Source organism: Shimia sp. (assembly GCF_965227725.1).
Lineage (GTDB): Bacteria > Pseudomonadota > Alphaproteobacteria > Rhodobacterales > Rhodobacteraceae > Shimia.
Genome location: NZ_CBDDGH010000001.1, coordinates 623,243 through 643,960, shown reverse-complemented (window position 1 = coordinate 643,960; position 20,718 = coordinate 623,243). Strand labels below are relative to the sequence as shown.

Below are 20,718 nucleotides of genomic sequence, written 5' to 3'. Positions count from 1 at the left end.
ATTAAGGAGGGTCAAGGCCCAAGCGCCTCCAAATCAATTTTCCGAGTGCCATAGGGCTGGACGGATCCGCACCAGCCCCTTACGAGTTGACCAAGACGACACCATAAGGAGTGTTTTTATGAGTGATTTTTCCGGAAAAACTGTTGCGATCACCGGTGCAAGCCGCGGGATTGGCGCATCTGCTGCGCGGCTTTTTGCCGAGGCAGGCGCAAATGTTGTGCTTCTGGCGCGCAGTTCCGGCGATATTGAGGCCATCGCGGCCGAGATCGGCGAGAACGCCCGCGCCGTTCAGTGCGACGTGGCGGATTACGCCGAGGTTGAGGCGGCTCTGAACTCCACGGTTGAGACCTTCGGCAGTCTGGATGTGCTGATCAACAACGCCGGTGTCGTGGAACCGATCTCTCATCTGGCGTCCTCAGATCCCGCGGATTGGGGTAAGGTCATCGATATCAACCTCAAAGGTGTTTACCACGGCATGCGCGCAGCCATGCCGATCATGGAGGCCGCTGGCGGCGGTACCATCTTGACCATTTCCTCCGGCGCGGCGCACGGCCCGGTTGAGGCCTGGAGCCATTATTGTGCCTCCAAAGCGGCGGTGAACATGCTGACCCGCTGTATAGACAAAGAAGCGCGCCACAACGGCATCCGCGCCATTGGCCTCAGCCCCGGTACCGTGGCCACCCAGATGCAGCGCGAGATCAAGGCCAGCGGCATCAACCCGGTCAGCAAGCTGGACTGGTCTGACCACATCCCGCCAGAGTGGCCCGCGCGCTGCCTGATGTGGATGTGCGGGGCCGAGGCAGACGAATGGCTCGGCGATGAAATCTCCCTGCGCGCCGAAGACATCCGTCGCAAAGTTGGACTGATATGATCGAACTGACCAAAGAAGACTCCGGGCTGTGGATTGTCTCCATCAACCGCCCGGACAAGGCCAATTCCCTGACCGAGGCGATGCTGACCGAGCTGGCGGAGATCGCCGAAGCCGCGCAAGAAGCGCGCGTGCTGATCCTGACCGGCGAAGGCCGCGTCTTCTCCGCAGGGGCGGATCTGGAGGAGGCCCGCGCCGGCCTCGCCACCAGCCCTGTGTGGGAGCGTCTCTCCAGCGCCATTGCCGCGTTGCCGGGGCTGACCATCGCCGCGCTGAACGGCACGCTTGCGGGCGGGGCCAATGGCATGGCGCTGGCCTGCGACCTGCGTCTTGCTGTGCCCGCTGCCAAATTCTTCTACCCGGTGATGAAGCTGGGCTTTCTGCCGCAACCTTCTGATCCGGCCCGTCTGGCGGCGCTGGTGGGGCCGGCGCGTGCCAAGCTCATCCTGATGGGCGGTGCCAAAATCACCGCGCCTGAGGCTTTTCAGTTTGGTCTGGTCGATCAGCTGGTGGAAGACGGCGACGTCGTGGCCGCCGCGCGCACTCTGGCAACAGACACGCTGGCCGCCGATCCAAAGATCGCAGCGGGCATCAAGGCGATGTGCGTCTGACACGTTTGCAGCGGGCAGGATGGGGCATCCGCTCTTGCCCGCGCAGTCCAATCCTCCCGCCATCGGGGCCGCCGCAAAGCCCCTTACCGCTTGCGCCGCCCGCCCGGGGTTTTGGAGTGAAACGTTGGCGGGCGCTTTCCCACCCAGCGAATGAACTTTGCGAGCCGCGGATGCGCCTGCAGCGCGGCGATGGTGTGAAAGCTTTGCGCCAGCTCGGTCTCTGACAGGGTGGCGTGGATTTCATTGTGGCAAATCTGATGCAACAGCACCGTCTCCCCGCCCTTGCCGCCGCGCAATCTGGGGATCAGATGATGCCTGCTCTGGCGCGCCTCAGGAGGGATTGGGCGGCCACACAGCGGACAGATCGGCATCCCGCCATCATTCGATGCGCCTTCTGACATAATTTTCCCCCTCCGTTCCGGCGCGGTTTTTGATTGAGTTGCTTGCAACAGGCAGGCAAGAGGATAAGCCATGGAAATCACACAGCAAGCAGGCATCTCATGAACCAAGCGGAGATTCTGGACACAGCGTTGCAAGAGGCCACACGCCTTTGGGGCATCGCAGAAGGCTGGCTTCTCAGCCCCGCCGCCTGGTCGCAATTTGCGCTCCTGCTCATTGCCTATCTGGTCGCGCTTTATACCAGCCGCAAAATGCACCCGCTGCTGGGCCGTCTGCTGACCCCGCCTGAAGGGCAGGACAGCTACATCGCCCGCGCGCGCCGCTTTGTGGCGCTGTTCCTACCGCTCCTGCTGCCTCTGCTCGCCTATGTCTTCACCGGTCTGGGGGAAAGCGTCACCCGCTCGCTCTTTGGCTCCGGCGCGGTGATTGCCTTTGGCAAACGGGTGTTCCTCTTCCTCGCCGTGCGCATTCTTGTGCGCGAGGTGATTTCTGATCCGGTGATGCAGGTGCTGGGCCGCTACGTCCTTGTGCCTGTGGCCGCGCTCTATGCGCTGGGGCTGCTGGACCCTGCGATGGCCTATCTGGACGCCACCGTGGTGCCGCTGGGCAATCTGTCGTTCTCCGTGCTCTTTGCAATCCGCTTTGTGGTGGTTGCTGGCGCGATCTTCTGGCTCGGGCGCTGGTCCAACGACCAGTCCAGCCAGTTCATCAAGAAACAGGAAGAGATGCGCCCCGCCATGCGCGAGCTGATCGCCAAAACGATCGAGATCGCCATCTTCGGCGTCGCCTTCCTTCTGGTGATGAACATCATGGGCATCTCGCTCACCTCTCTGGCGGTGCTGACCGGTGTGATTGGTGTCGGCCTTGGCTTTGGCCTGCAAAAGATCGCCTCAAACTTCATCTCCGGCGTGATCCTGCTGCTTGAGGGGCAGGCCACCGTGGGCGACTATGTGGAGCTTGACGGCGGTGAGGCAGGCACCATCATCAAGATGACCGCCCGCGCCACCATTCTGGAAACCTACGATGGCCGCTGGATCGTGGTGCCCAACGAGGATTTCATCACCACCCGCGTGGTCAACTACTCAGACAGCGGCTCTGCCAACCGCTATGAGGCACCGTTTTCCGTCAGCTACGACACCGACATCAACAAGGTCCCCGCCATCATCGAGGCCGCCGTGGCCAAACACCCCGGCGTGCTCACCACCCCGTTTCCACCCGATTGCGAGCTGCGCGGCTTTGGCGACAGCGGCGTGGATTTTGCCGTCGAATTCTGGGTTGAAGGCATTGATGACGGCAAAAACAAATTCATGTCCGATGTGCTCTTCCTGATCTGGAACGCGCTCAAGGCCGAAGGCATCACCATTCCGTACCCGCACCGCGTGGTGGAGTTAAAAACACCCCTGCCGGAACAGACCGCATGAGCGACGCGCTGATCATCGGGGCTGGCCCTGCCGGGTTGATGGCCGCAGATATGCTCTCCGCCAAAGGTCACAGCGTGCTGGTTGCGGAGGCCAAACCCTCTGTGGCGCGCAAATTCCTGATGGCGGGAAAGTCCGGCCTCAACCTCACCAAAGATGAGCCTTTCGCGCCTTTCCTTGCCAACTATGCCGAGGCCGCGCAGCCTCTCCTGCCGATGCTTCAGGCCTTTGGCCCGCAACAGGCCATTTCATGGGCGGAAGATTTGGGGCAGGAAATGTTCACCGGCTCCTCCGGCCGTGTCTTTCCTAAAGTTATGAAAGCCTCCCCCCTGCTGCGCGCTTGGCTGCACCGGCTCTCTGCACAAGGGGTAGAGATCCGCACCCGCTGGCGCTGGACCGGCGGGGCCTTTGCCTTTGACACCCCTGAGGGGCCGCAGAGCCTGTCGCCCAAAGTCTGCGTTCTGGCCTGCGGTGGTGCAAGCTGGGCGCGGCTTGGTTCTGACGGCGCTTGGGCCGATTGGCTGGACCTGCCGCTGGCCCCGTTTCAGCCCGCCAATATGGGGTTTGTGGTGCCATGGTCGCCGCATATGAGCCGCCATTTTGGCACCCCGGTCAAAAACGTGATCCTGCGCGCCGGGGATCAGGCGCTGCGCGCGGAATTTGTGATCTCTGAGCGCGGTCTGGAAGGCGGTGGCATCTACGCGCTCTCGCGCCCCATGCGCGACGGAGCGCAGCTCACGCTGGATCTGCTGCCGGACATGTCCCTTGAGGACATCCGCACACGGCTCGCCAAACCCCGCGGCAAAGCCAGCCGGGCCAATCACCTGCGCAAAACCCTGAAGCTCAGCCCGGAAAAACAGGCGCTGCTGATGGAGTTTGGCCAGCCCTTGCCCGAAGACCTCGCCCCCCTGATCAAGGCGCTGCCGGTCACCCATGCCGGCCCCCGCCCGATGGATGAAGCCATCAGCACCGCTGGTGGCCTGCGCTTTCAGGATCTCACTGCCGATCTGATGCTCAAAACCCGTCCGGGGGTCTTTGCCGCCGGAGAAATGCTGGATTGGGAGGCCCCCACAGGAGGCTATCTGCTGACCGCCTGCCTCGCCACCGGTCGCTGGGCGGGTCTGGCCGCGGCCGATTGGCTCGCCAACTCCTAAGCGCTTCTCATTCCTGAAGTATCCCGGGGTGAATTGGCCCGACAGGGCCAAGAGGGGCTGGCCCCTCAGCCTTTCTTTGGCAACAACCGCTGAAACGCCGCCCGGGCGCGGGTGTGTTTGATGTAAGGCACCAGCTCCGCATTGTCGGTGCTGAACCCCTCAAACCGCGCCCAGGTCGCGCAATGGGTCAGGATGATGTCGGGGATCGTGATCTCCTCCCCCATCAGATAGGGCCCCTTGCGGCGCGCCATCACATTGTTGATGCCGCGATTGTACTCCCAGATCAGCGTCTCTTTGATCTCAGGCACCCTGCGCGCCTCGGGCAGAATGAAGTTGTGGCGGCTCGCGGTCCACAATCCCGCCTCCACCTCATCCAGAATTTGCTGGGTGAGACTGTCCTGATGCGCCCGCGCCACCGTGCCCTTGGGCGCTGTGAGCGCGCCGTGTTTGTCTGCCAGATAGGTCAGGATGGCGGTGCTGTCGGTGATCTTTTCCGCCCCCTCAATCAGGATCGGAATTTTCCCGCTCGGATTGTGGGATTTCACCAGTTCAGTCTGCGGCTGCTCCGGATGGAGCTTATAAGGCTGGCCCAGCTCCTCCAGCATCCACAGCACGCGAATGGCGCGGCTCGTCGGGCTCCCGATCACTTCATACATGGCTGCTCTCCCTCTGCTTGAGCAAATGCTGCATCCGCGTGCGGTGGCAATCAAGTCAGGGCGCGCAGAAATGACGTTCGGTCGACATCACTTAGGATGCGCTCCCAATACACCGGAAGGTCTGGCTCGAGAGCGCCTCGCGGAGGCCCGGAATATTGAATTTTCGACATCTTTCAGCGATACTCGAGCCACTGTGTTCGTAATGATTTTGAGGGTGAATTTATGAGATTTTTGTTTTCCACAGCCATATTTTGCACTGCGCTTGCCGCCTGCCAGGATGTGCCAAGCAGCGGTAAAGGCAAGGCAAAACAACTTGCCACACAAGAAGACATGAGTGCTGTTTTTGGCAAAACACTTACGCTCAATGCTGGGCAATCAATCGTGATATTGGAGGACGGGACACTGAGTGGGAGCTGGGACGGAACGCCCATTGTAGGAACCTATGTGATGAAAGATGGTTTCTTCTGTCGCACACTCAGCCAGGGACCGAGCGGACCTTCAGCGGAAGACTGCCAGCTATTTGTGCTCGACGGCAATCAACTCATGGGTACAAGAAATCGCGGTGAGGGCGCGTCCTTCACCTATACGGTGTCTTAGAGCGCACGCTGTTGACCGGTTCTCAGTTTAGGCTTCCGTTCTAGCGCCGCGCCAGCATGGCAAGGCGCAGGAACAGCCGCTCAACCAGTGCCATTTCCGGGGCGCGTTGCCCGGCGGAGCGCAGCTGCAGGTCGGTGTCCGTCAGCCCGGTCAAAGCCTGTTCGAGCTTTGCCGCGCCCCAGCCTGAGGCCTGACGGGTCATCCGGTCGCGGCGCGGACCAAAGATCGGCGGGCGCATCTTGGCAATGCCCGCCGAGGCCCCGCCGGGGTCAGCGGCCGCGCTGTAAAGCGCGCGAAAATGGCGGGTTGCGGAGATGATCAGCAAAACCGGGTTCACCCCCTGCGCCTCAAGCTTGCGCAACACCGGCCCCAGCTCCTGCGCGCGTCCTTCCGCCACGATGTTGAGCACATCATCCAGTGCCGCCTCAGTCGAGACCGGCGCGCAGGCCATCACGTCTTCTGAGGTGACAGGGGTGTCATCTTTGAATTTATAGAGCGCGAGCTTCTCACAGGTCTGGCGGAAATCGCCCGGATCCAGCTCCTTGGCGAGGTTGGCCAAATCGGTCATCGCCTCGCCCTGAATGTCACGCAATCCGGCGGCTTTGAGGTCGGCTTCAATCTCTTCGCGGCTGGGCGGATCATTATAGATCCCCACCGCATAGGCATTGTTGTGCCCCTCAAAGGCCTTGCGGATTTTGGAGCTCGCCTTGAGCTGCCCCGCGGTGATCACAATCTGCGCATCCCCCGGTGCCCAGTCTTCCAAGGCCGATAGGAGGGCGGGGGCGGTGGCATCGGTGGCATCCTCCACAAAGGCCACGCGCGGGCCGGGAAAGAAGCTCACCTCTTTGATGGCATCATTCAGCCGCGCCTTGTCTTTGCGCAGTTCCGCGCCGGGAATGCGCGTGAGGCGCATTTCCTCTTCGCCCTGCGGGCCGATGAGCGCTGCAATCAGCTCTTGGCGCTTGAGCGCCACGCGCATCGCATCTGGCCCGAAAATCAGCACACCGGTGCGATCCGGCTCCGGCTTGCCAAAATACCGGTTGGCCTCGCGCGCGCTCATTTTCATGTGGCTGCGGCCGCCTCAAACGCCTGAAGTTCCGCCACAATCCGGTCCGCCAGAATAACGCTCAGGCGCTCATAGGCATCCTGACGCGCCGCCAGTTCCGAAACGGTGCTGCCGCTTGCGGAATAGCTCACAAAAGAGGAGACCTTGCCGGAGGTGCGCACCTCCTTGCTGTCGATCCCGCGCAGGGCATAGGTGGCGGATCCGATCACATCAAAGCGGTCGGTTTCCTGCGCCACAGTACGTCCCACCGCGCGTTCTGACAGATCAAGCGCCAGCGACAGGCCGTATTCGGCATTCACGCCGGGCTGGCCCAGCCGGTCTTCCAGCTCTCGCACCAGAAGAAAGCTCTCATTTGCGTTGGGCTCATCCACCAACACATTGTTGAGCAGGTTCTGCCCGCCACCCCCGGGCCCATAGACCGGCGTGAAGCCACAGCCGCCCAAGGGGATGCCAAGGGCGGCGGCTGACAGAAGAAAAGAGCGGCGGTTAAACGACGACATTCACGATCCGACCGGGGACAACGATCAATTTCTTGGGCTGGGCCCCATCCAGCGCACGTGCCACAGCTTCATGGGCCAGCGCCAGTTTTTCAACCTCTTCTTTTGCGAGGTCTTTGGCCACGGTGATTTCGCCACGGCGTTTGCCGTTGATCTGGATCGGCAGCGTGACATTTGCCTCAACCAGCATCGCTTCATCCGCAACAGGCCAGGCCGCATCCACAACCATGCCCTCGCCGCCCAGCATCTGCCAGATGTCCTCAGACAGGTGCGGCGTCATCGGCGACATCAGCTGTGCCAGCGCTTTGGTGGCTTCACGTTTTGCGTCCCCACCGGCTTTGGATTTCGCCAATGTGTTGGTGAAAGCATAGAGTTTCGCAATCGAGGCGTTAAAGCCAAAGCTTTCCACACCTAATGTCACATCACGGATCGCCTTGTGCATCTCACGCAGAAGGGTCTCATCATCCTTGCCTGCGCCCGCAGGCAGCGCCGCCACCTCAGTGGCAATACGGTGTACGCGGCTCAGGTGCTTATAGGCCGCTTCCGCGCCGGAAGCTGTCCATTCCACATCGCGCTCAGGCGGGCTGTCAGAGAGCACAAACCAGCGGGCTGTATCGGCGCCAAAGGAGGTGATGATATCCACCGGATCCACCACGTTGTTTTTGGATTTGGACATTTTGGCAGAAGGGATCACCTCCACCGCCTCGCCGGTCTCTTTCACAAATGTGCCGCCGTCGCGCTCTTCCACTTCCGCAGGGTAATGGTAGATCGTGCGGCCATTGTCATCGGTGCGCTCGGCGTTCTTATAAATCGCGTGGGTCACCATGCCTTGGGTGAACAGCGCATCAAACGGCTCTTTGGCGCTTTCGGGCAGGTGGCCACAGATGTGCATCGCCCGCGCAAAGAAGCGCGAATAGAGCAGGTGCAGAATCGCGTGCTCAATGCCGCCGATATACTGATCGACGTTCATCCAATAGGCCGCGTCCTCCATGGAGGTCGGCGTGTCCGCCTGTGGCGCGGTGAAGCGCGCAAAATACCAGGAGCTGTCCACAAAGGTGTCCATGGTGTCTGTTTCCCGCTGCGCAGGCGCGCCACAGTTTGGGCAGCTGCAGTTGCGCCAGCTTGGGTGACGGTCGAGCGGATTGCCGGGTACGGAGAAATCAATCGCCTTGCCGTCCTCATCATAAGGCAGCGCAATCGGCAGGTTCTCTTTCTTTTCGGGCACCACGCCACAGCTTTCGCAATGCACAACCGGGATCGGGCAGCCCCAATAGCGCTGACGGCTCAGACCCCAGTCGCGCAGACGGAAGTTGGTCACACCTTTGCCCCAGCCAGCGCTTTCAGCAAAGTCGATGGTGGTGTCGATGGCCTCTTGGCCGGTGGCCTCATCCAGACCGGCAAAATGGTTCACCCATTTCACCTTTTCGTCTTTGCCGGGCACAAAGGCGGTGTTTTCCACCGGCACTTCATTGCCAATGGCAAAGAATGTGTCTGTGACGGGCAGCTCATACTTGCGGCAGAAATCAAGGTCGCGCTGGTCATGCGCCGGGCAGGCAAAAATCGCGCCGGTGCCGTAGTCCATCAGGATGAAGTTCGCGATCCAGACCGGCAGCTCCCAATCCGGGTTCAGCGGGTGCTTCACGCGAATGCCGGTGTCATAGCCCAGCTTCTCGGCGGTTTCGATCGCCTCTTCCGTGGTGCCGCCCTTACGGCACTCCGCCACAAAGGCCGCAACCTCAGGGTTTGAGGCCTCAAGCTCTTTGGCAATCGGGTGATCCGGGGAAATACCCACAAAAGACGCGCCCATCAGCGTGTCGGGGCGGGTGGTGTAAACGGTGATCGGCGCGCCACCATCCACACGCTCAAAGCCAAATTCCAGACCGCGCGACTTGCCGATCCAGTTCTCCTGCATCAGGCGCACTTTGGCAGGCCAGTTTTCCAGCCCGTCCAGCGCGGTCAGCAGCTCATCGGAGTAGTCCGAAATCTTGAAGAACCACTGGGTCAGCTCGCGCCGCTCTACCAGCGCACCAGAGCGCCAGCCACGGCCGTTTTCCACCTGCTCATTGGCCAGAACGGTCATGTCGACCGGGTCCCAGTTCACCACAGCGTTCTTGCGGTAGACGAGGCCCTTTTCGAGGAAATCCAGGAACAGCGCCTGTTGCTGGCCGTAGTAATCCTCATCACAGGTGGCAAACATGCGCGACCAGTCGAGCGACAGGCCCAGCGGTTTCATCTGCTCCACCATCGTGTCGATATTGGAGTAGGTCCAGTCCTTGGGGTGGCCGCCGCTTGCCATCGCCGCGTTTTCAGCAGGCATACCAAAGGCGTCAAAGCCCATCGGATGCAGCACATTGTGCCCGGTGGAGATTTTGTAGCGCGCGATCACGTCCCCCATGGTGTAGTTGCGCACATGCCCCATATGCAGTTTGCCCGACGGGTAGGGGAACATCTCAAGCACGTAATACTTGGGCTTGCTTTCATCCCGAACGGCTTTGAAAGTCTCGGTCTTGGCCCAGGCTTCCTGCCAGCGGGCTTCAATCTCGGCGGGGCTGTAGCGCGACATAGGGTGTCACCTTTTTGATTCTGGTCTCTGCCACCAAACACGTGGCGCGGGTTTTGGAAGGTGATAGGCCGCTCTGCGCCCTTGGTCCAGCAAGAAGCGGCGCATTTTAGGCGTCTGCTTGGCTTCTCAGCGCCGATTTCTACGTTATACAGTTCAAAACAGAAAATTTTGACAGGTACATTCGTTTGAAGATCCTTTTCATTCACCAGAATTTCCCTGGGCAGTTTAAGCATCTTGCACCAGAGCTGGCCGCGCGCGGTCATGACGTGCGCTGCATCACCCTACGTGTCACGGAGCCGGGAAATTGGAAGGGTGTTCAGATCTACCCTTACGGGATCAAGCGCAAACCCTCTCAGGGGTTGCATCCGTGGCTGGTGGATTTTGAAACCAAGGTGCTGCGGGCAGAGGCCTGCTTTGCTGCGGCACGCAGTCTGCGCGATCAGGAAGGCTATGTGCCGGATGTGATTGTGGCGCACCCCGGCTGGGGCGAGCCGATGTTTCTGCGCGATCTCTGGCCAACCGCGCGCATCGGTCTCTACAGCGAGCTCTATTATTCGCTCAACGATCAGGACACCGACTTTGATCCGGAGTTTCCCAAGGCCAATGCGGACACGGATTCCATCCGCCTGCGCCTGAAGAACCTCAACAATATGATGCACCGGCAATCTGTCGACCTCTGCATCAGCCCGACCCGCTTTCAGGCCTCGACCTTCCCGGAGGAGTATCAGGGGATCATCAGCGTGATCCACGATGGCATCGACACCGAGGTTGTGCGGCCCAACCCAGATGCGCAGCTCACCCTTCCGGACGGCAGCGTATTGTCCCGCGAGGATGAGGTGATCACTTTTGTGAACCGCAATCTGGAGCCTTATCGCGGCTACCACGTCTTTATGCGCGCGCTGCCGGAGCTGCTGAAGCGCCGCCCCAATGCGCAAGTCGTGATCGTCGGCGGCGATGAGGTGAGCTACGGCTCAGCCCCACCCAAAGGCCAGACATGGAAGCAGATCTACATTGATGAAGTGCGCGGCCAAATTTCGACCCCCAATTGGGAGCGCGTGCGTTTCCTTGGCAAAGTGCCCTATGACCAGTTTCTTTCGATGCTGCAGATCAGCCGGGCGCATGTCTACCTGACCTACCCCTTCGTGCTCAGCTGGTCGCTGCTCGAAGCCATGGCCATTGGCGCACCGATTGTGGCCAGTGACACCGCCCCTGTGGCTGAGGTCATCACCCACGGCGACACCGGCCGGCTATTCCCGTTCTTTGAGAAGGAACAGATGGTGGATGAAATCTGCACCGTGCTCGAAGATCCCGAAATGCGCACGCAGATGGGGAAAGCCTCCAGAGAGTTTGCCGTCACGCATTATGATCTGCAGACCCAATGCCTGCCCGAGCAACTGGCCTGGATCGACAAGCTGCACGCCATGACCCCCGGTGCCTTGCGCAGCTAAGATCCGGGTGGTGCGCTGAGCGGTTATCAAGACTGCCGTGTCGCAAACAAAAAAGCCGCAGCGAAAACTGCGGCTCTTGTTTTTCAGATCTCGCCTCGGGATCAGATCTTCTTATCTTCAATCCGCAGCTGGCGTGCCCGTGTCAGAATCGCGTCTTCCACCGCACGCGCCGTGCTCTCAGGCACCGCGCGGCCGCCATTGGATTGCAGCGCCACATTCAGCGAACGTGCATCAAGCGCAGCATCGCGCACAAACACAGTGGCCCGGTAAGAGCGCCCGCCCCCCGGAGGCGTGCCATAACCGGTCGAAATCACACCGCTGAAGGGATCAACCGTCTGCACCGGCAGAAAATCCAGCACCTCAAGCGACGCAGCCCAGATATATTTGTTCACCCGCACCGTCTGATCGGCATTGTCCGGCCCGAACGCATCCCAAATGGTCTCCCGGTCCTCCGTGGTCTCCGCAGGGCGCACCTCGCCCAGCAGATTGGATCCACTGTTGTTGTTTCCGCAAGCGGTCAGGATGGTGGCCGCCACAAGGGCAACCAAAAGCACGGGACGACGTAGAAGTTCCATAAAACTGCCTCAAGACGTGGTTTGTAACCGTCCTAGCCAAGCTGTGCCTGTTGAGCAAGGCTCTTGGGAGTAAAGTGCCCGTTATGGGGGCGCATCCTGCTGCGATCCCCTTAAAAACCTGCCTTTGGGTCATGCGTGCACAAGTGGTGCGAAACAGCGATGCAGTATTGGGTGCATGGGGCTCTGTGGCAGGACTGTGGCATGTCTGCACCATGTCAGCTTACAATCTCTTAAAGCTTTTCGCTGTGCTTGCCAAAATACCCTCAAAAGAGCGAGAGACTACCACATACCCAATTACGGATTCTCCGGGTTGGGCGCATGAATTGGAAATCCGAGGGAAAAATCATGAAAAAGATTCTCTTCGCTTCGACTGCACTGATCGCAACCGCATCCGTAGCAGCAGCAGACCTGACCTTCTCCGGCTCTGGCCGTTTCGGTCTTCAGTATGATGGCGGCGAAAATGGTGACGAAACCATCCTGGATCACCGCTTCCGTCTGACCATCAACGGTGTAACCGAAACCGATGGCGGCGTTAAGTTCGAAGGCCGTATCCGCCTTGAGTCCAACGACACCTCAGGCTTCGGTTCCGACGGTGACGGCCCAGGTGGCGCAGGCTTCGCAGTATCCACCGGTGGTCTGCGTTTGGACGTTGGTTCCGTATCCGACGTATTTGACTCCGGCGACGTTCTGAACTGGTCCGGCTCTGAAGCAGGTTACTCTGCGTTCCAAGGCCAAGCCGAAAACTTCGAAGGCTTTGACCGCAATGGCTTCGCTGGCGCGGGCGCAGATGACAACCAGACCATCAAACTGCGTTACACCGCAGGTGACTTCACCGGTTCTGCTTCCTACTCCATGGAAACCGGTACCCGTGGCGCAGGCAACGGCAACGCTTACTGGCAGCTGGGTGCTGGCTACAGCTTCGGCGCACACAGTGTTGGTGTGATGTGGGGTGACGGCGACGCAGACAACTCCCAGTGGGCACTCGGCGTTGACGGTTCCTTCGGTGACTTCGGTTACGCGGTTTTGGTTGGCGACAACGACAACCTCGATGACGTAGCATTCGGTGTGTCCGGTTCCTACGCTGTTTCCGCAGCGACTTCCCTTAACGCACACATCTCCACCGGTGGCGGTATCAACAACGCACAAGACGACACCTCCTACGGCGTGGGCGTTTCCCACTCCCTGGGTGGCGGCGTTTCTCTGGCCGCAGGTATCGGCTCCGACAACACCGGCGAGACCGTTGGCGACGTGGGTGTGACCTTCAACTTCTAATAGTTGATAGACACCAAGTCTTTGGGGCGGGCTCGCAAGAGCCTGCCCCTTTCTTTTTGTGCCAAAGCATGATTTGTCGCGCTCCAATACCATTGATAGAGGCCGCACATGTCACTGACCGAAATTTCCCAACGCATCGCCAAAGCTGAAGCCGCCGCGGGGCGGGCCTCTGGCGCAACCCAGCTGATCGCCGTGAGCAAACGCCAGCCGGACGAGCGCGTCGCCGAGGTGCTTGCACAAGGCCACCGCCTTTTTGGAGAAAATCAGGTGCAGGAAGCCGCCGGTAAATGGCCCGCGTTTCGCGAGACCTACCCGGATGCCAAAGTGCATCTGCTGGGGCCTCTGCAAACCAACAAAGCCCGACAGGCGATGGATCTTTTTGACGCCATCCACTCACTTGACCGCCCTAAGCTGGCCAACACGCTGGCGCGTCTGGCGCAGGAGGAGGGGCGCTGTCCAGATCTGTTTATTCAGGTCAACACCGGCGAAGAGCCTCAGAAATCCGGCATTCTGCCTGCCGACACGGACGCCTTTGTTGCCGAATGCCGTGCGTTGGATCTGCCGATCGTTGGTCTGATGTGCATCCCTCCGGTGGATGAAGAGCCTGCTCTGCATTTCGCGCTGCTGGCCAAATTGGCCAAGCGCAATGATCTGGCGGGCCTGTCCATGGGGATGAGCGGCGATTATGAGCGCGCGGTGGCGCTTGGGGCGACCCATGTGCGCGTGGGATCTGCTATCTTTGGCGCGCGGACCACATAAGGCACGACAGTCCGCTGAGGTGGGATGCCTCCGGCGGGGATATTTCAGGAATGAGAATGCGCGTGCTTAGGGCACAATCACCCGTGTGCCGGGGACAACCCGCGCGGCGATCCAGTGCAGATCGGCGCGGCTGAAGGCGATGCAGCCCTCTGTGGCATAGCCGGGGCGGCGCCATTGATGCAGGAAAATGGCTGAACCACGCCCCGAAACGGCCTCCTGCCAGTTCCAATCGGTGATCAGGATCAGATCATACAGCGGATCTGCGCGGCGCATCACCTCATGGCTGGCGGCAAATGGCCCGCGCACCTGCTGGTTGTAGTCTGTGTGATCCGGGGCATCACACCACAGATCGTCTTTGCCAATCGGGAGCGCCCATGGGCGCGGTTCCGCAAGGCGATCCGCGCGATAGAGCATGCCGACAATCTTGTGAACCCCACGCGGCGTGGCCCCGTCTCCTTCGCGCTTGGTGTCGCTGAGGCCGCCTTTGCCGATGCTGCAGGGGAAATACCGGCCTTTGAAGCGTACCCCGCGCGGGGTCAGCACCAGATCATTTGGGGTCATAACATATGGCCGGATTTATGCGCTTTGGTGGCGAGATAGGCTTGGTTGTGGGCGTTTTGGCCCACTTTCAGCGCCACACGCTCGGCCACGGAAACACCGGCCTTTTCCATCATGTCAATCTTGCGCGGGTTGTTGGTCAGCAGGCGCACCTGAGCAAATCCCATCTCCTGCAGAATTTTTGCGCCAATGCGGAAATCGCGCTCATCATCCTCAAAGCCCAGCCGGTGGTTGGCCTCAACCGTGTCAAACCCCTGATCCTGAAGCGAATAGGCACGCATCTTATTGGCGAGCCCGATGCCGCGCCCCTCTTGATTGAGGTACAGCAGGACGCCTTCGCCCTCGATGCCCATCTGATCCAGCGCCGCGTGCAGCTGCGGGCCGCAGTCACATTTCAGGCTGCCCAGCACATCACCGGTGAAACAGGCCGAATGCAGGCGGGCGAGCACAGGCTTGTCGCGGGAAGGACGCCCAATCTCAATCGCGTAGTGTTCTGCGCCACCGTCTTCGGGGCGGAAAATATGCAGCCGCCCAGCCTCCGCCGCCGCCATGGGCAGGCGCGCATGCACCACCGGATGCAGCGGGCTTGTCGCGGCGAGATGGGGCGCAGCAAGGGGCGCCGGTATCACCGTGAGGCCATGATCGAGCGCGAATTGCGCTGCGTCGGGCAAAGACACTGTGAGGGCTGCGGGCAGAAGCTGCGCGGATTTCACCAGTTTCACCGCGGCCCGGTGCAGGTCGGCATCCCCGTCACGTGCAGTGGCCAGCGGCCCTTTCATTGGGCTTTTGAGATCATCTTCCGGCGCGGCAATGCTCTGCACCCATGTCAGCCCTGCATCTTTGGGCAGGGAAATCCGCGCCACATCGCCGTCATAGGCCCGGGCCTTCAGGGTTTCGGCGCGCCGAGCTGTGATCACCAGATGCGGCTCTTCGGCAAGCCCGCGCACATCGTCAAGACGGGCGTCGGTCAGGGTTTCTGCCGCCAGCACCAGCAAAGGCACAACGCCTCCGGTCAAAACAATCGGCACCCCCATGCGCAGATCTGCACGCGCGCGGGCCAGTCGTTCGATGATGTCAGGTGCAAAACTCATGAGATTCTCAATTGGTTGGGCCACACATGTAGCGTCCCTTGCAGCAATATGAAACATTTGCCGCTGCTGAAACACGAGGGCGTGAGAGTTTTGCAGCAAATCTTGTTGTAAATGAATTGGTACCTCAAATCGTCTACCAAGCAATTCAAACGAGGAGGCGGCACATGGCGCAATTGAAAAAAATCCTGCTGGTAGACGATGATGACGATCTGCGCGAGGCGCTGTCTGAGCAGTTGGTGATGACCGAAGACTTTGACGTGTTTGAAGCGGCCAACGGCGCAGATGCCATGAGCCGTGTCAAAGAAGGCCTGTATGACATCATCATTCTGGATGTGGGCCTGCCTGACACCGACGGCCGCGAGCTCTGCCGCCTGATGCGCAAGCAGGGCGTGAAAAGCCCGATCCTGATGCTGACCGGTCATGACAGCGACGCAGACACCATTCTGGGCCTTGATTCGGGCGCAAATGACTATGTGACCAAGCCGTTTAAGTTCCCGGTGCTGCTTGCGCGGATTCGTGCGCAGCTGCGCCAGCATGAGCAATCTGAAGACGCGGTCTTCCAGCTTGGGCCATATACGTTCAAGCCGTCCATGAAGCTCTTGACCACCGAGGACGATCGCAAGATCCGCCTGACCGAGAAAGAGACAAACATCCTGAAGTTCCTCTACCGGGCAACCGAAGGTGTTGTGGCACGCGACGTGCTGCTCCACGAGGTCTGGGGGTATAACGCGGGTGTCACCACCCACACGCTGGAAACCCACATCTACCGTCTGCGTCAGAAGATCGAGCCCGATCCCTCCAACGCACGGCTGCTGATCACCGAAAGCGGCGGTTACCGGCTGGTGGCATAAAACCGCCGATGGATTGCCGTGGGACTTTGCACAACCACGGCAGCCCCTAAATATGTTACAATGGTGCGGTGAAGAATTTGAAACGCGCACCATTTGCAAAGACCAAAGAGTTCCCGCCCATGTCCGGGTTATGACATGAACCTCCCTGTTGGACTGGCCCGGGCTCCGGCTCGGGCCTTTTTTTGTGCCTAGAGTCTGGACGCCTCTGTCTTGGCGCAGCTTTCGGATTGGCAGCACCCGCCCGCCCGCGTAGGGTCGCGTCAAACATCTGAGGGAGAGCTCAATGTCATTCACGCTTGCCACCTGGAACATCAACTCCGTGCGTCTGCGCGAGCCGATTGTGCAAAAGCTGATGCAGGAAGAAGCCCCCGATGTGCTCTGCCTTCAGGAATGCAAAAGCCCCGTCGATAAAATCCCCGCTGAAAGCTTTGCCGCCCTTGGCTACACCCACATGGTCGCGCGCGGCCAGAAGGGCTACAACGGCGTGGCGATCTTCTCCAAGATCCCCATGGAGGAAGCGGGCAGTGAAGATTTTGCCGATCTCGGCCATGCCCGCCACATCGCCGGGCGGCTGGAAAACGGCATGACTGTCCACAATTTCTACGTACCTGCGGGCGGCGATGTGCCGGATCGCGAGCAGAATGAGAAATTTGGCCAGAAGCTCGACTACCTTGCCGACATGCGGGACTACTTCAAACGCGAAGACATGAGCAAATCCATCATGGTGGGCGATCTCAACATCGCGCCGCGCGAAGATGACGTCTGGGATCACAAGAAACTGCTGAAAGTGGTGAGCCACACCCCGATTGAGGTCGAAAAGCTTGCCGAAACCCAAGAGGCGGGCGGCTGGGTCGATATCACCCGACAGGACATCCCTGAGGGCAAGCTCTACAGCTGGTGGTCTTATCGCGCGCGTGACTGGGACGCGGCAGACAAGGGCCGCAGGCTCGATCACATCTGGGCCACGCCGGACATTTCCAACGCCGCGCACTCAAGCCGTGTGCTGCGCGCGGCCCGTGGCTGGGAAAAGCCGTCAGACCACGCGCCGATCTTTGCCACCTTCGACCTGTAAAACACCCGCGACTTTGCCCGCTTTTGCTGCGCGCCAAAACCAACTCCTCCCTTGGTTTCTGCGCCGCATCTCGCCATATAGGGGGCAAGGTCCAGACGGAGACAAAAGATGATGGATATTCTTGGCGGAGGCGCACAGACCGCGCCCGCAAATGGTGATCTGATCAAAGACGTATCTGAAGCCACTTTTATGGCCGACGTTGTGGATGCCTCCATGACCGTGCCGGTGATCGTAGACTTCTGGGCGCCATGGTGCGGCCCCTGCAAGACCCTCGGCCCCGCGCTTGAGGCGGCTGTGACCGCAGCGGGCGGCGCGGTGAAAATGGCCAAGGTCAATGTGGACGAAAACCAGATGATCGCAGGCCAGATGCGCGTGCAATCCATCCCGACCGTCTATGCCTTCTGGCAGGGCCAGCCGGTTGACGGTTTCCAGGGCGCGCTGCCGCCCAGCGAGATTGACGCCTTTGTGGCGCGTGTGGTTGAGGCCGGTGGCGGCGCCATGCCCGATGGCGGTCTGGCCGATGCGCTGGCCGCAGCGGAAGAGATGCTGGGCGAGGGCGATGCCACCTCCGCGGCGGAAACCTTCGCGGCCATTGCCGAGCAAGATCCTGAAAACGCAGCCGCATTTGCGGGCATGGCGCGCGCCTATCTGGCGCTTGGCCAGACCGATCAGGCCGAAGCTGTGATCAACGGCGCGCCGGAGGCCATCTCCGAGGCGCCTGAAATCGAAGCGGTGCGCGCCCAGATTGAGCTGGCCCGTCAGGCAGAAAACGCTGGCCCCGTGGCAGAGCTGCGTGCGGCTGTGGAGGCGGATCCCGACAATCATCAGGCGCGTCTCGATCTGGCGCAGGCCCTGCATGCCGCTGATCAGGTCGAAGAGGCCGTGACCGAGCTGCTGGAGCTGTTCCGCCGCGATCGCGAATGGAACGACGGCGCAGCCAAGGCCCAGCTCTTCACCATCTTTGAGGCGCTTCCAGCCAATGATCCGGTGGTGCTCAATGGGCGTCGTAAACTGAGCTCGCTGATCTTTGCATGATCTCGCTTTGCGGATCAGGCGTTCCAGAGTAGGCTTCTGCCATGTTCAAAGCCGCTGACCTTCCGGAAACGCTGGCGGTGTTTCCTTTGCCCGGGGCGCTGATGTTGCCCCGCGCGCGCCTCCCGCTGCATATCTTTGAACCGCGTTATCTGGCGATGCTGGATGACGCGCTCAAGACCTCGGAGCGCCTGATCGGGATGATCCAGCCCAATGAGGTGCCGGGGCGGGACGGCTCCGGCCTGCACACCATCGGCTGTGCCGGGCGCATCACCCAGTTTTCAGAGACCGATGACAATCGCTATCTGATCACCCTCTCGGGCGTGTCACGCTTTCGCGTGCTGCAGGAGGTCGAAGGGTTTGCGCCTTACCGCCGCTGTCAGGTGCTTTGGGACGGTTTTGAACGCGATCTGGGCGGCACGGAAAATGACCCGGGCTTTCAGCGCCCGGCCTTTATGGATCTGCTCAAGCGGTATTTTGACCAACGCGAGCTGTCGACTGATTGGGACACGCTCAAAGATGCGGATGACGAGTTGCTGATCAACTCGCTGTCGATGCTTTTGGAGTTTGGCGCAGAGGACAAACAGGCGCTACTGGAGGCGCCTTCGCTGACCACGCGCCGCGAAACTCTTGTGACACTTTTGGAATTTGCACTGCGCAGCGGTGACGGAGAGGACTTGATACAATGATGGATGCGCAAACCGAGCCGCAGCTTGACCCGAAATTTGACCGCCGGATGCTGGAAGCGCTGGTCTGCCCGCAGACCGGGCGGACTTTGGAATATGACGCGGAAAAGCAGGAGCTGATCTCCCGCGCGGCTGGTCTCGCCTTCCCGATCCGCGCTGGCATTCCAGTGATGTTGATCGACGAAGCCCGCGTGATCGAGTGAACTCAAAGTTAAGCTATTGAAAGAAGGCTGAGGGGGCCAGCCCCCTCGCGCTTTGCGCTCACCCCTGGGATATTTGACGAATGAGAAGCGCTGGCGCGTCTACTGCATCAGCTTGGGCAATTCACCATTGAGGCCCGCAGCCTCGCGCATGAAGGTGCGGCGCAAGCCCGGCATTGCCCCCACAAGCCCCATGCCCACATCCCGCGCGGCACGCAGCAGCGGGTTGTCGTTGGAGAAAAGCTTGTTGGTGAGATCGGTTGCGGCCACCAGCGTGGCGGTGTCAAAGCGGCGCCATTCCTGATAGCGGCCCAACACCAGCGGAGAGGCGATGTCTTCGCCGCGTTGCTGCGCCTCCGTCAAGATTTGCGCCAGCGCCGCCACATCGCGCAGACCGGCGTTGAGGCCCTGTCCGGCAATCGGGTGCATGCCATGGGCCGCATCCCCCACCAGCGCCACGCGCTCTGCGATGAAGCTGTTGGCCACCGACAGGCTCAGCGGATAGGTGAAGCGGTTGCCCGCCAGTTCGATCTCTCCAAGGAAATCGCCAAAGCGCGGACGCAGTACCGCCATATAGTCTTCGTCAGACAGCGCATGGATGGCGGCAGCAGCCTCGTCGGTTTCTGACCAGACAATGGAGCTCATATTGTTTGGCAGCGGCAGGATCGCCAGCGGGCCGGGGGGCATGAAGAACTGATGCGCCACGCCATTGTGGGGCTTTTCATGTTTGATCGCGCAGACCAGCGCGGTCTGCCCATAGCCCCAGCCGGTGCGCTTGATACGCGCGCGTTTGCCAACACCGGTCTGCCGCCCGTCACAGCCCACCAGCAGCCTTGCGCGCCGTGTCGTGTCATCACTCAGCGTGACCGTGACACCGCTGACATCAACCTCTTGATCGGTGACCTCTGTGCCGGAAATCAGCGTGATCTTCGGCTCGGCTTCCATCGCCGTCAGGAAGGCGCGGTAAAGGAAGCGGTCCTCCAGCATGAACCCCATCGGGCCTTCTTCGATCTCGCGGTGGTCGAAATGCATGAAGAACGGCGACGGCCCTTCGCCCGCGCGCCCGTCTGAGACCTTGATGTCGCGCATCGGCTCAGCCTGATCCGCCACCTGCTCCCAGACACCAATCGCGCTCAGCAGCCGCTTGGAGGCCAGCGCCAGCGCATAGCCGCGCCCGTCAAAGTTGCCTGCCGCCCGTGCGGGAGCAGGGCGCGCATCCACAACGGTCACATCAAAGCCCGCCTGCGCGAGCGCCAGCGCCAGGGCAGGGCCGTTCAACCCGCCACCGGCGATCAGAATATCGGTGTCAAAACTCATGACGCCAATATGGGTGTCGGTTCGGGAT

The 20,718-nt window shown here is 60.6% G+C and carries 22 protein-coding genes; 13 read left to right on the top strand and 9 right to left on the bottom strand.

Annotated elements, in window-relative coordinates:
* The first annotated feature begins 118 nt into the window (after positions 1 to 118).
* A complete protein-coding gene (locus tag ACO07T_RS03140; protein ID WP_422048224.1) occupies positions 119 to 871 on the top strand; it encodes an SDR family oxidoreductase in 753 nt (250 codons plus the stop codon).
* Complete coding sequence (locus tag ACO07T_RS03135) at positions 868 to 1,479, top strand: enoyl-CoA hydratase/isomerase family protein (protein WP_422048223.1); 612 nt, start codon at positions 868 to 870, stop codon at positions 1,477 to 1,479. The genes ACO07T_RS03140 and ACO07T_RS03135 overlap by 4 nt, the downstream gene beginning before the upstream one ends.
* 83 nt (positions 1,480 to 1,562) lie before the next feature.
* On the opposite strand, the gene ACO07T_RS03130 is transcribed toward ACO07T_RS03135, so the two are convergent.
* The gene (locus ACO07T_RS03130) at positions 1,563 to 1,880 is read right to left on the bottom strand and encodes an HNH endonuclease (RefSeq protein WP_422048222.1); all 318 of its coding nucleotides are present in this window, start codon (positions 1,878 to 1,880) and stop codon (positions 1,563 to 1,565) included.
* A gap of 99 nt (positions 1,881 to 1,979) precedes the next feature.
* On the opposite strand from ACO07T_RS03130, the gene ACO07T_RS03125 reads away from it, so the two are divergent.
* Positions 1,980 to 3,299, top strand: coding sequence for a mechanosensitive ion channel family protein (locus ACO07T_RS03125; protein WP_422048221.1), 1,320 nt, complete (start codon positions 1,980 to 1,982; stop codon positions 3,297 to 3,299).
* Positions 3,296 to 4,450 (top strand): TIGR03862 family flavoprotein, encoded by a 1,155-nt coding sequence (locus ACO07T_RS03120; RefSeq protein WP_422048220.1) that lies wholly within the window; start codon positions 3,296 to 3,298, stop codon positions 4,448 to 4,450. Before ACO07T_RS03125 ends, ACO07T_RS03120 begins: the two co-directional genes overlap by 4 nt.
* Positions 4,451 to 4,515: 65 nt before the next feature.
* On the opposite strand, the gene ACO07T_RS03115 is transcribed toward ACO07T_RS03120, so the two are convergent.
* Positions 4,516 to 5,106, bottom strand: a complete 591-nt coding sequence (locus ACO07T_RS03115) for a glutathione S-transferase family protein (protein WP_422048219.1) — start codon at positions 5,104 to 5,106, stop codon at positions 4,516 to 4,518.
* 222 nt (positions 5,107 to 5,328) lie between these two features.
* On the opposite strand from ACO07T_RS03115, the gene ACO07T_RS03110 reads away from it, so the two are divergent.
* The gene (locus tag ACO07T_RS03110; protein ID WP_209078434.1) at positions 5,329 to 5,703 is read left to right on the top strand and encodes a hypothetical protein; all 375 of its coding nucleotides are present in this window, start codon (positions 5,329 to 5,331) and stop codon (positions 5,701 to 5,703) included.
* Between the two features lie 40 nt (positions 5,704 to 5,743).
* Here the strand turns inward: ACO07T_RS03110 and holA are convergent, their stop codons facing one another.
* From holA to leuS, 3 genes are read right to left on the bottom strand one after another with little or no spacing between them, the layout of a single operon-like run.
* A complete protein-coding gene (gene holA / locus ACO07T_RS03105) occupies positions 5,744 to 6,769 on the bottom strand; it encodes a DNA polymerase III subunit delta (protein WP_422048218.1) in 1,026 nt (341 codons plus the stop codon).
* Positions 6,766 to 7,269, bottom strand: a complete 504-nt coding sequence (gene lptE / locus ACO07T_RS03100) for an LPS assembly lipoprotein LptE (protein ID WP_247743856.1) — start codon at positions 7,267 to 7,269, stop codon at positions 6,766 to 6,768. The genes holA and lptE overlap by 4 nt, the downstream gene beginning before the upstream one ends.
* Positions 7,256 to 9,829 (bottom strand): leucine--tRNA ligase, encoded by a 2,574-nt coding sequence (gene leuS, locus ACO07T_RS03095; RefSeq protein ID WP_422048217.1) that lies wholly within the window; start codon positions 9,827 to 9,829, stop codon positions 7,256 to 7,258. Before leuS ends, lptE begins: the two co-directional genes overlap by 14 nt.
* 185 nt (positions 9,830 to 10,014) lie before the next feature.
* Here leuS and ACO07T_RS03090 point away from each other — a divergent pair, with 185 nt between their 5' ends.
* Positions 10,015 to 11,277, top strand: coding sequence for a glycosyltransferase family 4 protein (locus tag ACO07T_RS03090; RefSeq protein ID WP_422048216.1), 1,263 nt, complete (start codon positions 10,015 to 10,017; stop codon positions 11,275 to 11,277).
* Between the two features lie 101 nt (positions 11,278 to 11,378).
* On the opposite strand, the gene ACO07T_RS03085 is transcribed toward ACO07T_RS03090, so the two are convergent.
* On the bottom strand, positions 11,379 to 11,852 hold the full coding sequence (locus tag ACO07T_RS03085) for a DUF3576 domain-containing protein (RefSeq protein WP_422048215.1): 474 nt from the start codon (positions 11,850 to 11,852) through the stop codon (positions 11,379 to 11,381).
* Between the two features lie 345 nt (positions 11,853 to 12,197).
* Here ACO07T_RS03085 and ACO07T_RS03080 point away from each other — a divergent pair, with 345 nt between their 5' ends.
* Together ACO07T_RS03080 and ACO07T_RS03075 are read left to right on the top strand one after the other, a co-directional pair.
* Positions 12,198 to 13,124 carry a porin gene (locus ACO07T_RS03080; protein WP_422048214.1) on the top strand — a complete coding sequence of 309 codons (927 nt, stop codon included), beginning with the start codon at positions 12,198 to 12,200 and terminating at the stop codon, positions 13,122 to 13,124.
* Between the two features lie 108 nt (positions 13,125 to 13,232).
* The gene (locus ACO07T_RS03075; RefSeq protein ID WP_422048213.1) at positions 13,233 to 13,883 is read left to right on the top strand and encodes a YggS family pyridoxal phosphate-dependent enzyme; all 651 of its coding nucleotides are present in this window, start codon (positions 13,233 to 13,235) and stop codon (positions 13,881 to 13,883) included.
* 66 nt (positions 13,884 to 13,949) lie between these two features.
* Here ACO07T_RS03075 and ACO07T_RS03070 read toward each other — a convergent pair whose 3' ends face one another.
* Both ACO07T_RS03070 and ribA read right to left on the bottom strand, forming a co-directional pair.
* A complete protein-coding gene (locus ACO07T_RS03070) occupies positions 13,950 to 14,444 on the bottom strand; it encodes a L,D-transpeptidase family protein (protein WP_422048212.1) in 495 nt (164 codons plus the stop codon).
* Positions 14,441 to 15,532, bottom strand: a complete 1,092-nt coding sequence (gene ribA, locus ACO07T_RS03065; RefSeq protein ID WP_422048211.1) for a GTP cyclohydrolase II — start codon at positions 15,530 to 15,532, stop codon at positions 14,441 to 14,443. Before ribA ends, ACO07T_RS03070 begins: the two co-directional genes overlap by 4 nt.
* A gap of 164 nt (positions 15,533 to 15,696) precedes the next feature.
* Between ribA and ACO07T_RS03060 the strand changes: the two genes are divergently transcribed.
* From ACO07T_RS03060 to ACO07T_RS03040, 5 genes are all read left to right on the top strand, one after another.
* A complete protein-coding gene (locus ACO07T_RS03060; RefSeq protein ID WP_209064738.1) occupies positions 15,697 to 16,383 on the top strand; it encodes a response regulator transcription factor in 687 nt (228 codons plus the stop codon).
* A 283-nt stretch (positions 16,384 to 16,666) separates the two neighbouring features.
* The gene (xth, locus tag ACO07T_RS03055) at positions 16,667 to 17,455 is read left to right on the top strand and encodes an exodeoxyribonuclease III (RefSeq protein WP_422048210.1); all 789 of its coding nucleotides are present in this window, start codon (positions 16,667 to 16,669) and stop codon (positions 17,453 to 17,455) included.
* Positions 17,456 to 17,563: 108 nt separating this feature from the next.
* The gene (locus ACO07T_RS03050) at positions 17,564 to 18,490 is read left to right on the top strand and encodes a tetratricopeptide repeat protein (RefSeq protein ID WP_422048209.1); all 927 of its coding nucleotides are present in this window, start codon (positions 17,564 to 17,566) and stop codon (positions 18,488 to 18,490) included.
* A gap of 41 nt (positions 18,491 to 18,531) precedes the next feature.
* Positions 18,532 to 19,176: an LON peptidase substrate-binding domain-containing protein gene (locus tag ACO07T_RS03045; RefSeq protein WP_209064744.1), complete on the top strand. Its 645-nt coding sequence runs from the start codon at positions 18,532 to 18,534 to the stop codon at positions 19,174 to 19,176.
* Positions 19,176 to 19,376, top strand: coding sequence for a Trm112 family protein (locus ACO07T_RS03040; protein WP_422048596.1), 201 nt, complete (start codon positions 19,176 to 19,178; stop codon positions 19,374 to 19,376). Before ACO07T_RS03045 ends, ACO07T_RS03040 begins: the two co-directional genes overlap by 1 nt.
* Before the next feature lie 99 nt (positions 19,377 to 19,475).
* Here ACO07T_RS03040 and ACO07T_RS03035 read toward each other — a convergent pair whose 3' ends face one another.
* Entirely contained in the window at positions 19,476 to 20,690 is a 1,215-nt protein-coding gene (locus ACO07T_RS03035) for an FAD-dependent monooxygenase (protein ID WP_422048208.1), read from the bottom strand.
* Between the last annotated feature and the right edge of the window lie 28 nt (positions 20,691 to 20,718).